This window comes from Methylobacterium sp. CM6257 (assembly GCF_054611515.1).
The window spans coordinates 2558952-2572922 of sequence record NZ_CM137735.1 but is presented as its reverse complement, the minus strand read 5'-3'; the positions used below and the strand labels follow the sequence as shown (position 1 = coordinate 2572922).

Annotated in this window: 12 protein-coding genes; all 12 read right to left on the bottom strand. The window is 70.7% G+C overall.

Features of this window, described 5'->3' with window-relative positions; all coding sequences use genetic code 11:
• Positions 1–147: 147 nt before the first annotated feature.
• The 12 genes from hemA to bchB all read right to left on the bottom strand — a co-directional run bounded on the left by hemA (position 148) and on the right by bchB (position 13971).
• Entirely contained in the window at positions 148–1365 is a 1218-nt protein-coding gene (hemA, locus tag ACYCO6_RS12710; RefSeq protein ID WP_459772117.1) for a 5-aminolevulinate synthase, read from the bottom strand.
• A 112-nt stretch (positions 1366–1477) separates the two neighbouring features.
• A complete protein-coding gene (gene puhE, locus ACYCO6_RS12705) occupies positions 1478–2272 on the bottom strand; it encodes a putative photosynthetic complex assembly protein PuhE (RefSeq protein WP_459772116.1) in 795 nt (264 codons plus the stop codon).
• A 1-nt stretch (position 2273) separates the two neighbouring features.
• Positions 2274–3362, bottom strand: coding sequence for a magnesium-protoporphyrin IX monomethyl ester (oxidative) cyclase (acsF, locus tag ACYCO6_RS12700; RefSeq protein WP_459772115.1), 1089 nt, complete (start codon positions 3360–3362; stop codon positions 2274–2276).
• Positions 3359–3655, bottom strand: coding sequence for a hypothetical protein (locus tag ACYCO6_RS12695; protein ID WP_459772114.1), 297 nt, complete (start codon positions 3653–3655; stop codon positions 3359–3361). Before ACYCO6_RS12695 ends, acsF begins: the two co-directional genes overlap by 4 nt.
• Complete coding sequence (puhC, locus tag ACYCO6_RS12690; protein WP_459772113.1) at positions 3655–4140, bottom strand: photosynthetic complex assembly protein PuhC; 486 nt, start codon at positions 4138–4140, stop codon at positions 3655–3657. The genes ACYCO6_RS12695 and puhC overlap by 1 nt, the downstream gene beginning before the upstream one ends.
• A gap of 10 nt (positions 4141–4150) precedes the next feature.
• A complete protein-coding gene (gene puhB, locus ACYCO6_RS12685) occupies positions 4151–4807 on the bottom strand; it encodes a photosynthetic complex putative assembly protein PuhB (protein ID WP_459772112.1) in 657 nt (218 codons plus the stop codon).
• The gene (puhA, locus tag ACYCO6_RS12680; protein ID WP_459772111.1) at positions 4804–5583 is read right to left on the bottom strand and encodes a photosynthetic reaction center subunit H; all 780 of its coding nucleotides are present in this window, start codon (positions 5581–5583) and stop codon (positions 4804–4806) included. Before puhA ends, puhB begins: the two co-directional genes overlap by 4 nt.
• An 18-nt stretch (positions 5584–5601) precedes the next feature.
• Positions 5602–7032: a BCD family MFS transporter gene (locus ACYCO6_RS12675; RefSeq protein WP_459772110.1), complete on the bottom strand. Its 1431-nt coding sequence runs from the start codon at positions 7030–7032 to the stop codon at positions 5602–5604.
• Entirely contained in the window at positions 7029–7781 is a 753-nt protein-coding gene (gene bchM / locus ACYCO6_RS12670; RefSeq protein ID WP_459772109.1) for a magnesium protoporphyrin IX methyltransferase, read from the bottom strand. The genes ACYCO6_RS12675 and bchM overlap by 4 nt, the downstream gene beginning before the upstream one ends.
• 16 nt (positions 7782–7797) lie before the next feature.
• On the bottom strand, positions 7798–8691 hold the full coding sequence (gene bchL / locus ACYCO6_RS12665) for a ferredoxin:protochlorophyllide reductase (ATP-dependent) iron-sulfur ATP-binding protein (RefSeq protein WP_012318826.1): 894 nt from the start codon (positions 8689–8691) through the stop codon (positions 7798–7800).
• Positions 8688–12392 (bottom strand): magnesium chelatase subunit H, encoded by a 3705-nt coding sequence (locus ACYCO6_RS12660; RefSeq protein ID WP_459772108.1) that lies wholly within the window; start codon positions 12390–12392, stop codon positions 8688–8690. Before ACYCO6_RS12660 ends, bchL begins: the two co-directional genes overlap by 4 nt.
• Positions 12367–13971 (bottom strand): ferredoxin:protochlorophyllide reductase (ATP-dependent) subunit B, encoded by a 1605-nt coding sequence (gene bchB / locus ACYCO6_RS12655; protein ID WP_459772107.1) that lies wholly within the window; start codon positions 13969–13971, stop codon positions 12367–12369. The genes ACYCO6_RS12660 and bchB overlap by 26 nt, the downstream gene beginning before the upstream one ends.

Here is a 13971-nt window from a genome sequence, read left to right as displayed (position 1 = left end):
GCCTCATTCCTGAAGTGCCGGAGCGCAGCGGAGCCCTCGAAGGAGGCCTCCAGGGATCGGGGTGACGCCTGGAGGCCTCCTTCGAGGCCCGCTGGCGCGGGCACCTCAGGATGAGGGGCGGGTGGGAGAAAGGCCCCCTGTTGCGCCCTACTCCGCCGCCTTCTGCCGGAGCCCGATCCTGCCCCAGATCGTGGAGAGCGCCTCGACCAGATGGGCGATGTCGGCATCCGTGTGCAGCGGCGACGGGGTGATCCGCAGGCGCTCGGTGCCGCGGGCGACCGTCGGATAATTGATCGGCTGCACGTAGATGCCGAACTCGTCGAGCAGGGTGTCGGAGATCGCCTTGCAGAGCACCGGGTCGCAGACCATCACCGGCACGATGTGGCTGTCGTTGGGCATGGTCGGGATGTCGGCGGCCTCCAGCGCTTCCCGCACCTTCGCCACGCGCTCCTGATGCCGGGCGCGCTCGGCGCCGCTGGCCTTCAGATGGCGGATGCTCGCCGCCGCGCCCGCCGCCACCGCCGGAGGCAGCGAGGTGGTGAAGATGAAGCCCGAGGCGAAGCTGCGCACGAAGTCGCAGAGCTTCTCGGAGGCCGTGATGTAGCCGCCGTGGACCGCGAAGGCCTTGCCGAGCGTGCCCTCGATCACGTCGAGGCGGTGGGCAACGCCGTCCCGCTCCGAGATGCCGCCGCCGCGGGCGCCGTAGAGGCCGACCGCGTGGACCTCGTCCAGGTAGGTGAGCGCCCCGTGGGCCTCGGCCACGTCGCAGATCTCGGCGATCGGCGCGATGTCGCCGTCCATGGAGTAGACCGATTCGAAGGCCACCAGCTTCGGCCGGGCCGGATCGATCAGCGCGAGCTTGCGGTTCAGGTCCTCGGGGTCGTTGTGGCGGAAGATATGGCGCTCGGCGCGCGAGAACCGGATGCCCTCGATCATCGAGGCATGGTTCTCGGAATCGGAGAAGACCGCGCAATTCGGCAAGCGCGCCGCGAGCGTCCCGAGCGCTGCCCAGTTCGACACGTAGCCGGAGGTGAACAGGAGCGCCGCCTCCTTGCCGTGGAGGTCGGCGAGTTCGCGCTCCAAGAGCACGTGGTAATGGTTCGTGCCCGAGATGTTGCGGGTGCCGCCGGCCCCGGCGCCGCAGCGGTCAATCGCTGCGTGCATCGCCCCGGTGACGGCGGGATGCTGGCCCATGCCGAGATAGTCGTTCGAGCACCAGACCGTGACCGGCCGCGTGCCGCCGGCATGGTGATGGGTGGCGTGCGGGAAGTTGCCGGCGTGGCGTTCCAGATCGGTGAAGACCCGGTAGCGCCCCTCCCGGTGGAGACCGGCGATCTCGCCTTCGAAGAAGGTCTCGTAATCCATGTCGCCTCTCCCCGAACAAACCCTGCGGGTTGATCCCGCCTGTGACACCGGACTTCGCACGAGACCAGTTCCAGATTGGTGGACGTGCGTCGCCCGTTCGTGATCCCTCGCCCTACATGCGGTCCCGCGGTGGGGCCGCCTCCCCGGGCGCCCGGGCCGGCAGGCTCCAGCGCCACAGCTCCGCCGAGGGCAGCGGCAGCATCAGGAACCAGTGCTCCACGGTGGCGAGCGCGGTCAGCGTCGCCAGGACCGTGAAGCCGATCAGCTCATGCTCCAGCAGGTCGGCCCCCAGCGCCGCCCGGCCGAGCAGCGCCGCCGCGACGGTCCCGAGGCTCACCGAGACCGGGAACAGCAGGTTCATCGGCTTCCGGGACAGGTAGCAGGCGAGGTAGCCAAGATGGTCCGGCAGAAACTCGGCGTGGAGGTTGCGTACCCCGAGGAACAGATTGAGCCGGGCCGAGAGGTTCATCACCACCAGCGTGCCGTAGGTCCACAGGGCGAAGCGGTTGGGGCTACCCCAGACCAGCGCCAGGATCGCCAAGCCCCCGATCACGATGGCGAATTCATGCCACAGGCTGGTGGCGAGCGCCGCCAGGAACCGGTCGAACCCGCGCACCCCCGGCGCGCAGGCGGTCGGCTTCGGGCCCGACAGGAAGCCCATGTAGTAGCTCATCTCCTGCCAGCCCCAGACGACGAGCGCCGCCGTGAAGGCCGTGTAGGCTCCGGTGCCGCTCGTGTCCCCAGCGCTGGCGCGGATCGCCACCAGGGCGCCGGCGAGCAGCAGGGTCGCCCCGGCCATGCTCCACGGATGGGTTCGCCGCGGGGCATGGTCGAGCAACAGGATCAGCCCGGTGGAGAACCACCAGAGCAGGACCGCGTACAGGACCGGGGCGGCGTAGGTCGCCATGCTACCAGACCGGCTGGAGGCGGATGTCGGCCGGCAGGGCGTTGGCCTTGACGGGGAGACAATAGAGCCGCGCGAAGGTCGCGGCCGCCCGGGCGGCGTGGAGGCCCTGCAGGACCTTGCCGGACAGGCCGCCCCGCGCCTTGGCGTCGGCGATCGCCCGGGAGCAGGCGAGCAGCCGGTCGAGCCCCGCCTTGAACCTCGGGTTCTCGATATCGAGCTCCAGCGGGAAGGTCTGGCGGGAGATCTCCGAGGTGATCCGGAAGACCTTGAAGTCGTAGTCGGTCGGGTCGACCCCCAGCGCCTTGTGGAAGGCCGGGCGATGATGGTCGCGCACGTACATCGTGGCGAAGACCGCCAGCAGGAAGAACCGGATCCAGTAGCGGTTCACGCCGCTCGTCAGCTTCGGGTTGGCGCGCATCAGCAGCGCGAAGGCCTCGCCGTGGCGGAACTCGTCGTTGCACCACAGCTCGAACCACTTGAAGATCGGGTGGATGCGCCGCTCCGGGTGTCGCTCCAGCTCGCGGAAGATGGTGATATAGCGGGCGTAGCCGATCTTCTCGGAGAGGTAGGTCGCGTAGAAGATGAACTTGGGCCGGAAGAACGTGTACTTCTTGGACTTGGTGAGGAAGCCGAGGTCCACGCCGATGCCGAAATCCTTCAGCGTGTCGTTGATGAAGCCGGCGTGGCGCGCCTCGTCGCGGCTCATGAAGCCGAACAGCTCCTTGATGTCCTTGTTCTTCGCCCGCTTGCGCATTTCGGCGTAGAGGACGCAGCCGGAGAACTCCGCCGTGATGGAGGAGACCAGGAAGTCCAGGAACTCCTTCCGCAGCTCGGGCTCCATCTGCGACAGGTCGCAGTCGAACTCTTCGTTGCGGGTGAAGTGGCGCTTGTTCGGGTCCGAGCGCAGCTCGGCGATGAGCAGGTCCCAGTCGCGCCGCACCGGCTCGACATCCGTGCGATCGAGTTCGTCGAAGTCGGTGGTGTAGAAGCGGGGCGACAGGAATGTCGTCTCCTGCGCGGCCCGGGTCGATTCATTGACCGGGATCTTCGGGACTGGCTGGCCGGAGGGTGGTGGGACGGGCGCGTTCACAGCTTCCTCCTCTCCGAGAAGCTGACCTCGTAGAGTTCGGTCAGCTCGAGATGGGCGATGAGCTTGGTCCAGGCCCGCTCCAGCGGGCCGGCCCGGGTCACGGTGGCGGTGCGGCGCACGGTGAGCCGCTCGCCGTAGGGCACCGAGGTCGGCGCATCGTGGACCTGGACCGCATCGCCGGGCTCGATCTCGAAACCGGCATCCAGGGTGACGTGCGCGTGCAGGCTCTCGGGCGTCTGCTCGATCTCGACCGTGCAGGGCACGGTCACGCTGCGGCTGCGGAACGGGCCCATCACGGCGTCTCCCTGGCGGGCCCGCCCGGCGCGGGCATCAGCCGGGCGAAGGCTTGCGCGTTGGTCGGGCCGAAGGCCTCCAGGGGCACCCGGCGGCCGGTGGCCTCGTCGGCGAGGGAGAGGCGGCCGTCGTCGTAGCGGGTCAGGCTGAAGGGTTTCTCCGGCCCGAGCCCGTCGCGCTGGCGGGCCTGAGCCAGCCCGCGCAAGGTGCCGCGCAGGAAGCCGTCCTCGCCGGGGCGGATCCAGGCGACGATGCGCCGGTCGGCGGCATCCCGCAGGGCGATCGAGCCGTCGACCTGATCCTCGGCGCGGAATTCGAGCCGCGCGACCGGCTTCGCCGGCGGCAGGGCGACGAGACCCACCCCCTCGGTCCGGCCGATCAGGACCGCCAGCATGGAAAAGCCCATCAGCGCCCCGGCGCCGATCATCAGCAGTGCGGGTGCCGGTCCTGTGGCCCGGCCGACGCTTTGTGCCCGCTCGCCCATCGCGTCCTCCCTACTCGGCCGCGACGAGGCGACCGGGATCCTCCTGGGCCGCTCGCGGTCGCGGCACGATCACGGGTTGCGCCCTCTCCGACGCTTCCGCGTGCGCTTCCAGTGCGCGCGCCAGGATCTCCGCGACGGCGTCCGCCTCCGGAACCGAGCGCAGCATGGGCTCGGTCCGCGTCAAACGCCAGGGCCGGGCATGCGGCCAGATCTGAAGGTAGGCGATACGCAGGCCCGGCCGCAACCGGAGCGGCAGGTCGCCAGTCCCGTCCGTGAAGGCGCGCAGTGCCGCGGTCTCGATCTGCGCGAAGGGCAGGTTGTGGGTCACCGGCAGGGCGATGCCGGCCTGCAGCACCACCCGGCGGGTCGTGACCGTGTAGACGGTGGTGCGGTGGGTCAGCCAGGCCAGCAGCCAGAGCAGCGCCAGGGCCCCCGCGCCGATCAGAAGCGTCGGACCCACCGCCGCCAGCGCCGCCCCCGGCGAGCCGGCGGCGAGCCCGAAGGCCAGGGCGCAGAGGCAGAACCACGCGATCACCGGGCGGGCGTGGAACACCCGCACCAGCAGTCCGGCGGTGGTCGGCGCGCCCTGCCACAGGATGCGCTCGCCCGCCGGCAGCGGGCCGGGCAGCCCCCGCGGGGTGCCCTCGGGAAGGAAGTCGCCGCTCACAGGATCGGCTCCGCCCGGGCCGGCGTGGCGTAGAGCGTGCCGGCGCCGAAATACGACACGATCCGCTCCTCCTCCAGGAAGGTCACGCTGTCGGGGTCGCGGGTCGCCGGGATGTCGGCGAACTGGCTGGCGAGCAGCGCCTCGGTCTTCACCGTCTTGGTGAGGCCGCCCGCCCGGCAGAATGTGGTGGGCATCAAACGACGGCCGCCCGTGGGCAGCTCGACCTCGTAGTAGCGGATCAGCGACTCGCCGCGGTCGACCCAGACGTCGCTGACGACGCCCGCCACCGCGTCGTCGGTGCCGAACACGGTCATGCCGATCGGATTCGGCCCGTCCTCGTGGATGACGAAGTTTTTCGCCACCCGCAGGGGCACGATCCGGATCTCCTCGTCCCAGGTCCGGTCGTGGACGTCATGCCGCAGCACCCAGGAGCCGGGACCGACGCCGGCCTGGAGCGAGGCCTCCGTCCGCTCGTAGGGTGCGCCGGGCCAGGGTTCGACCTTGCGGGCGGGGATGCCGGTCTCGATGTCGTCCCGGCCGTGCACCGCCTGCGGCGCGTAGGTGGTTTCCCCGCCCGGCAGGTAGAACGCCTTGGACCGTGGGATCAGCACCGGGTCCGGTGCCTTGCGGCGCCCGACCGCCTCGTTCTCCAGCGGGTAGCCCTCGCGCCGGTCCTCGCGGCGCAGCCAGAACACGAGGCCGGCGAAGAAGATGAAGAACGCGTAGAGCACGATCTGGGCGACGTCGGCATATCCGGTAATGGCGCCGGTTGGCATGGCAGTCCTCCCCGAGTCTCAGGCCGTTCGGCCGGCGAGCGTGCCGCCGGCGCGATCTCGAAGCTCTGCCCGCGCGTCCTCACGGACCAGCGGTCCGAGTGCGAGGAGGGCCGCGAACAGCAGGGCGATCTCGATGTGGTAGACGATGAGGTAGCCGATCGCGGGCTCGTTCATTCCCTCGCCGAGTACCCCCGACTGGGCGATGGCCCCGCCGACATCGCGCACGAGACCGCTCGCCGCGATCGAGAGGCCGGCCGCGGTCGCCTGCACGGCGCCCCAGGCGCCGAGCGCCAGCCCGGTATCCTCCGGGCCGGCGCGGTTCATCGAGGCGGTGAGCGTGCCGTGCGCGAACAGGCCGCCGCCGAGCCCGATCAGGCTGACGCCCGCGGCGAACAGGTCGGCCGAGGCGAGCGGCGCCGCGAAGACCACCGCCGAGAAGGCCAGGATCCCGATCCCGACGCCCACCGCCGAGACCCGGAGCGGGTCGCCCCCGCGCCCGAGCCAGCGCGCTGCCACCAGCAGGCCGAGGCCGCCGCCCGCGGCGAGCAGCGCGGTGAGCGCTGTGGTGGCGGCGACCGAGAGGTGCAGGATCTGGCCGCCATAGGGTTCCAGCAGGATGTCCTGCATTGAGAAGCCCGCCGTGCCGAGCCCGATCGCGATGAGGCGTCGGGGGGCGGTGCCCTGCCCCGCATAGGCCTGCCAGGAGGCGCGGAAGTCGCGCTGCGGCGCCGTCTGCGTCCGGTTCGGATCGCGCGGCTCCTGCTTCCAGAGGGCGAACCCGTTGAGGATGATCGTGACGAGGGCCGCGCCCTGGATCACCTGGATCAGGCGGACAGCTGAGAAATGGGCGAGGAACAGGCCGAACAGCACTGCGCTCGCCATCATGCCGAACAGGAGCGCCGCGCAGAGCAGGGCCACCACCTTCGGCCTTGCATGCGCGGGAGCGAGGTCGGTGGCGAGCGCGAGGCCCACGGTCTGGGTGGTGTGCAGCCCCGCGCCGACCAGCAGGAAGGCCAGAGCCGCCGCGAGGTCGCCGACCCAGAGCGGCCCGGTCGTGTCGCCCGACAGGATCAGCAGGGCGAACGGCATGATCGCCAGGCCGCCGAACTGCAGTAGCGTGCCGAACCAGATGTAGGGCACCCGTCGCCAGCCCAGCACCGAGCGGTGCGTGTCCGAGCGGAAGCCGACCAGCGCCCGCAAGGGGGCGAAGACCAGGGGCAGGGCCAGCATCACCGCGACGATCCAGGCCGGCACGCCGAGTTCGACGATCATCACCCGGTTCAGGGTGCCGATCAGCAGCACCGCGGCCATGCCGACGGTGACCTGGAACAGGGCGAGCCGGAGCAGGCGCCCGAGGGGCAACTCGACGGTGGCGGCGTCCGCGAAGGGGAGCACCGCCGGGCCGAGGCGCATCAGGGCGCGGGTGAGCTTCTGGGATGCGGCGCTCATGCTCGCACCCCGGGCGCCGCAGCACCATCCTCGGCAGAGGGGAGAGGGAGGCTGCGCGTGAGCGCCATCGCGTTCGACAGGTAGAACCCGCTGTTGATCCGATGGCTTCGCGCCCAGGCGAAGTCTTCGAGCGCCCCCTCGGACGCGATCCGCCGCCGCAGACCGCCCTCCGTCACCGGCACGATCGCCGGCGAGCGGTCGCCGCGGGGGAAGAGTTTTCCGGCCGCGTGCATCAGGGTCAGCAGCGCCGTACGCGGCGCCACCGTGAACAGCATTGACACGTCGGTACGCGCCCCCAGCATCGCCAGCGCCCGGACGATGTCGGCGGCGCGGTAGTGGATCAGCGAATCCATCGCCACCACATGGTCGAAGCGACCGAGCGCCGGATCGAGCATGTCGCCGACGCGGAACTCGATGCGGCCAGCTCCGGAGATCGCCGGCAGCCGCTCCCGCGCGAGCCCGATCAGCGTGGGCGAAACGTCGATCGCCACCACCTCCGCCCCGCGGCGCGCCGCCTCGACGCTGAGCGCCCCGGTGCCGCAACCGGCATCGAGCAGGTGCAGGCCGGTCATGTCGGCGGGCAGCCAGGAGAGTAGCGTCGCCCGCATGGCGTCGCGCCCGGCCCGCACGGTGGCGCGGATGCGGCTCACGGGCGCGTCCGAAGTCAGGCGCGACCACGCCTCGACCGCGGTGCGGTCGAAGTAGGTGGTGAGCTCGCCCCGGCGGGCGTCGTAGCTGGCGCTGGCCATCGGTCGAACTCCAGACTCAATCGAAACCGAGGAACTCGAACAGGTCGCGGTCCTTCATGGGCTGCGCCTCGCAGGGCTCGGCGCCGGCCCAGAGGGTCTCGGCGAGCCGCATGTACTCGGCGGTCACGGCGTCGAGCTCGGGCGAGGACTCCATCTCGAACAGGGTCGACTTCTTGAGCCGCGAGCGGCGGACCACGTCGAGGTCGGGGAAATGGGCGAGCCGTTTCAGGCCGACCGCGTCGTTGAATCGGTCGATCTCGTCGGTCTTGGCGGAGCGATTGGCGATGACGCCGCCCAGCCGCACGCCGTAGTTCTTGGACTTGGCGTGGATCGCCGCGACGATCCGGTTCATCGCGAAGATCGAGTCGAAGTCGTTGGCGGTGACGATCAGTGCCCGGTCTGCGTGCTGGAGCGGCGAGGCGAAGCCGCCGCAGACCACGTCACCGAGCACGTCGAACACGACGACGTCGGTGTCTTCGAGGAGGTGGTGCTCCTTGAGGAGCTTCACGGTCTGGCCGACCACGTAGCCGCCGCAGCCGGTCCCGGCGGGCGGCCCGCCGGCCTCGACGCACATCACGCCGTTGTAGCCCTCGACGACGAAGTCCTCGACGCGCAGCTCCTCCGAGTGGAAGTTCACCGCCTCCAGGGCGTCGATCACCGTGGGGGCGAGGCGCTTGGTCAGCGTGAAGGTCGAGTCGTGCTTCGGGTCGCAGCCGATCTGCAGCACCCGCTTGCCGAGCTTCGAGAACGCCACCGACAGGTTCGACGAGGTGGTCGATTTGCCGATCCCGCCCTTGCCGTAGACCGCGAAGACCTTGGCGGTCTCGATCTTCAGGTCGGGGTCGAGGGCGACCTGAAGGCTCCCTTCTTCCTTCCGGGCGACGACCGGATTGCGGATCGCGATGTTCATGCGGCCACTCCTGCGGTGACGCCTTCCAGGCGGTCTTCCAGCTCCTCCTCGGCCCGGTCGAGGGCGTCGCGCATCGCTGCGTCGGGGGTCCAGAAGCCGCGGCGGTGCGCCTCGATCAGCCTTTGGGCGACCTTGGCGGAGGCGGTGGGGTTCAAGGCGGCCATGCGCTCGCGCATGGCCTTGTCGAGGACGTAGGTCTCGGTGATCCGCTCGTAGATCCAGGGCTGAACCGCATTGGCGGTGGCCGACCAGCCGACCGTGTTCGTCAGGTGGGTCTCGATCTGGCGCACGCCCTCGTAGCCGTGGCCGAGCAGGCCCTCGTACCATTTCGGGTTGAGCATCCGGGTGCGCGTCTCCAGCGCGACCTGCTCCTCCAGGGAGCGGACGTGCCCCTCCCCGCGGGTCTGGTCGCTGATGTAGATCGGCACCGACTCGCCCTTGGCGCGGGCCACCGCCCGGCCCATGCCGCCGAGCCCGTCGAAGTAGTGGTCGACGGAGGTGACGCCGACCTCGACCGAGTCGAGGTTCTGGTAGGCCATGTCGACGGAGGCCAGCACCGCCTGCATCAGGGCGCGCTGCGGCGCCGGGCGGCCGGTGCGGCCGTACGCGAAGCTCTTGCGGCGCGCGAAGGTCTCGCACAGTTCCGCCTCGTCGTCCCAGTTGCCCGAATCGACGAGGTGGTTGACGTTCGCGCCGTAGGCGCCCTCGGCGTTGGAGAAGACCCGCAGCGCCGCCGTCTCCAGGTCGCAGCCCTGCTCGACTTGGATCGCCAGGGCGTGCTTGCGGACGAAGTTCCGCTCCAGGGGCTCGTCGGCCGTCGCCGCGAGGTACGAAGCCTCCGCCAGAAGCTTGGTTTGCAGGGGCAGCAGATCGCGAAAAATGCCCGAGAGCGTGACCACTGCGTCGATGCGCGGGCGGCCGAGGGCTTCGAGCGGGATCAGCTCCGCGCCGCTGAGCCGGCCGTAGCCGTCGAAGCGCGGGGCAGCGCCGATCAGCGCGAGGGCCTGGGCGATCGGGCCGCCCTCGCTCTTGAGGTTGTCGGTGCCCCACAGGACCAGGGCGACGCTCTCCGGGCAAGGCTTCCCGTCGGCCGCGAAGCGCTCGAGGATGCGGGCCACCTGCCGGGCGCCGTCGGCCACCGCGAAGGCGGAGGGCAGACGGTAGGGATCGAAGCCGTGGAGGTTGCGGCCGGTCGGCAGCACGGCCGGGTTGCGCAGCAGGTCGCCGCCGGCCACCGGCGGCACGAACCGGCCGTCGAGCGCCCGCAGCAGCGCCGGAACCTCGTGGTCGCGGGACAGCAGCCGGTCGGTCTCGGCCAGATTTTTCAGGACATCGCGGCTCGCCTCGTCCGCAGGCAGACCGGAGGCCTTGAGCGCCGCCTCGATCCCCTGCCCGGCGACCAGGGCCTCAATGCCGGCCCGCTCCGGCCGCATGCCGTGGGCGGATTCGGCGAGCGCCAGGAGCAGGTCGACCCGCTCGTCGTCCGGCGTCCCCTGCCCGACCACGTGGAGTCCGTGCGGGATCAGGGTCTGCTCCAGCTCCTGCAGCGCGGTCCAGAGGCCGGAGACCCGCGCTTCCAGATCGCCGCTCCAGGCCGGCTCGGCCGCCACGAGATCGACCGCCGCGCCCTGGTCCTGGATCAGGCGGGCCAGCGTCTCGCGCTCGCCCCCCGCCTCGGGGCCGAGGCCACGCCAGCGCTCGATCGAGCTTTTCAGATCGATCAGCCCGCGGTAGAGGCCAGCCGCCGCGAGGCTCGGGGTCAGGTAGCTCACCAGCGTCGCGGCCGAGCGGCGCTTGGCGAGCGTTCCCTCCGACGGGTTGTTGGCCGCGTAGAGATAGATGTTGGGTAGCGCCCCGATCAGCCGCTCCGGCCAGCAGGCTTCGGACAGGCCGGTCTGCTTGCCGGGCATGAATTCGAGCGCCCCGTGGGTGCCGAAATGCAGCACGGCGTCGGCGGCGAAATCCTCGCGGAGGTAGCGGTAGAAGGCGCTGAAGGCGTGGGTCGGCGCGAAGCCCCGCTCGAACAGCAGCCGCATCGGATCGCCCTCGTAGCCGAAGGCCGGCTGCACCCCGACGAAGACGTTCCCGAACTGCGCCCCGAGCACGAAGATCTCGGCGCCGTTGGTCTGGTGGCGGCCCGGCGCCGGGCCCCACTGGGCCTCGATCTCGGCGAGGTAGGGTTCGCGCCGGAGGTGGTCCTCGGCCGGGACGCGGGCGTGGACGTTGGCCTGGGTCCCGTAACGCTTGGTGTTACCCTCCAGGATCGCCGCGCGCAGGGCGTCGACGCTCTCGGGCACTTCGACCGTGTAGCCGTCCGCCGCGAGGCCCTTCAGCGTGTTGAGCAGCGAGGCGTAGACCGACAGGAACGCGGCCGTGCCGGTGGCGCCGGCATTCGGCGGGAAGTTGAACAACACCACGGCGAGCTTCCGCTCGGCCCTCGTGGTCCGGCGGAGCGACACAAGCCGGGCGACCCGCTCGGCGAGGCGGGCGGCGCGCTCAGGGTGAACCCGCATGTCCCGGGCGTTGTCGGCGCCGGAATTCGCGGAGCGGCCGCCGAACACCATCGGGGCGGTGGCGCCGTCGAGTTCGGGGATGGCGACCATCATGGTCGCCTCGACCGGCGACAGGCCGCGCTCGCCCGCCTCCCACTGCTCCAGAGTCTGGAATTCCAGCGCCTGGGCGGCGAGGTAGGGCACGTCGAGCCGGGCCAGCATCGCCTCGGCGGCCGCCGCATCGTTGTAGGCGGGGCCGCCGACCAGCGAGAAGCCGGTGAGCGACACGAGGGCGTCGATGCAGGCGCGCCCGTCGGGCATGAAGAAGGCGTCCACCGCCGGCCGGTTGTCGAGGCCGCTGGCGAAGGCCGGCACCACGTCGAGGCCCTTCGCCTCCAGGGCCGCGATGACCCCGTCGTAATGGGCGGTGTTGCCGGCGAGCACGTAGCTGCGCATCACCAGGAGGCCGACGCGACCCTTCGCGCCCGTGAGGCGCGGCAGCCGCGACGGGTCGGCGCCGATCCGGCCGGGCAGGCGCGGGTGGTAGAGGCCGGTCTCGGGGTAATCGAGGGGCGCGGGCGCCGCCGGACCCTCGCGCCACGCCGCCCGCTCGCCCGCCGCGTAGCGGTGCACCAGGAAGCGAACCAGGGCGGCGACGTTCTCGTCCGAACCCGCCAGCCAGTATTGCAGGGTCAGGAAGTAGGCGCGCACGTCCTGGGCCGAGCCCGGGATGAAGCGCAGGATCTTCGGCAGCTTGCGCACCAGGGCCATCTGCCGGCCGGCATTGCCCTGCTGACCCGGCTTGCCGCGCAGCTTCTTCAGGAAGTCGAGGGCGCTGCGCTTGGTGCCGCTCATGTCGAAGCGGCCGAGCTTCGTGGTCTTCACCACCTCGCCGGCGGAGAGGCAGCCGATCATCGCGTCGCAGGAATCCCGCCGGGCCCCGAGCGCCGGCAGGATCGCCCGGACATGCTCGTCCATGAACAGCATGGCCGCGAGCACGATGTCGGCCTGGGCGATATCGGCCCGGCAGGCGTCAAGGGTCGCGGGATCGGTCTCCCACTCGGCCGCCACGTGGAATCCGAGCATCAGGCCCGGCATCTCGGACCGGAGGCGCAGGCGCGCCCGCTCCACCGCGCTCGCCAGATGGTTGTCGAGCGTGACGATGACGACGCGGATCGGCGGCCTATCGGCCGTAATGCGCTTTTGCATCGTAGAGGGTCTCGACGGTGATGAGCGGCAGGTGTCGCTCCCGGGCGAAGGTCTCGGTGTTGGTGCGCGCCTTGCCGCGCACGAAGAACGGGATCTTCTTCAATTCCTTCTCGGCTTCGGGCGACCAAGCCGCTGCGGTCGCGGCCTCCCGTTCGAGAAGAATCGGGGCGGGTGCCGACGTCGGAGGGGAGTCGGTCGGCACCCGTCCCGCGGCCTCGAACGCCCCCTCCGGAGGCGCCGCGAAGGGCTTGCCGCCGAGATGCGAGGGGCCGACGCCGTCGTGGAATTCCGGGTCTTCCCGGAACATTCCGAGGAGGTGTTCCTCCAGGCCCATCATCAGCGGATGGACCAGGGTATCGAACAGGACGTTGGCGCCCTCGAAGCCCATCTGCGGCGCGTAGCGCGCCGGGAAATCCTGGACATGGACCGGGGCGGAGATCACCGCGCAGGGGATGCCGAGGCGCTTGGCGACGTGGCGCTCCATCTGGGTGCCGAGCACCAGTTCGGGCGCGGCCGCGCGGATCGCCGCCTCGACGTCGAGGTAGTCGTCGGTGATCAGCGCCTCGATGCCGTGCTCGGCCGCCTCGGCGCGGACCTCGCGGGCGAATTCGCGACCGTAGGTCCCGAGCCCGACGACGGTGAAGCCGAGTTCCTTCGCGGCGACCCGGGCGATGCCGATGGCGTGGGTGGCGTCGCCGAACACGAAGACGCGCTTGCCCGTGAGATAGGTCGAATCGACCGAGCGGGCGTACCAGGGCAGCCGCGAGCCGGGGCCGTCGAGGACAGGTGATGAATCGAGCCCGGCGAGATCCGCGACCTCCTCGATGAAGCGGCGCGTACCGCCGACGCCGATCGGCACGACTTGCGTGAACGGTTGCCCGAAGCTTTTCTTCAGGTACTCGGCCGCCGCGCGTGCGATCTCGGGATAGAGCACGACGTTGAAGTCGGCCTCCTTGAGCCGGCCGAGATCGGCGGGCGATGCACCCACCGGCGCGACGACGTTCACGGCGATGCCGAGGGTGTCGAGCAGCCGGCGGATCTCGATCAGGTCGTCCCGGTGGCGAAAGCCGAGTGCCGTTGGACCCAGAATGTTGCAGAGCGGGCGACGTCCGGGCTCGCGCGCCGGGCGCGGGGCCGGCGGCCCGGCGAGCGCGCGGACGAGCCGGTAGAAAGTCTCCGACGCGCCCCAGTTCTCCTTCTTCTGGTAGGCGGGCAGCTCCAGCGGGATCACCGGGATCGGCAGGTCCAGCGCCTTGGCGAGGCCGCCCGGATCGTCCTGGATCAGCTCGGCGGTGCAGGAGGCGCCGACGATCATCGCCTGGGGCTGGAACCGTTCGTGGGCGGCCGAGACCGCCTGCTTGAACAGCTCGGCGGTGTCGCGGCCGAGATCCTGGGCGCGGAAGGTCGTGTAGGTCACGGGCGGGCGCGCGTCCCGCCGCTCGATCATCGTGAACAGCAGGTCGGCGTAGGTGTCGCCCTGCGGCGCGTGCAGCACGTAGTGCAGCCCGGACATCGCCGTGGCGACGCGCATCGCGCCGATATGCGGGGGACCCTCGTAGGTCCAGAGGGTGAGCTGCAT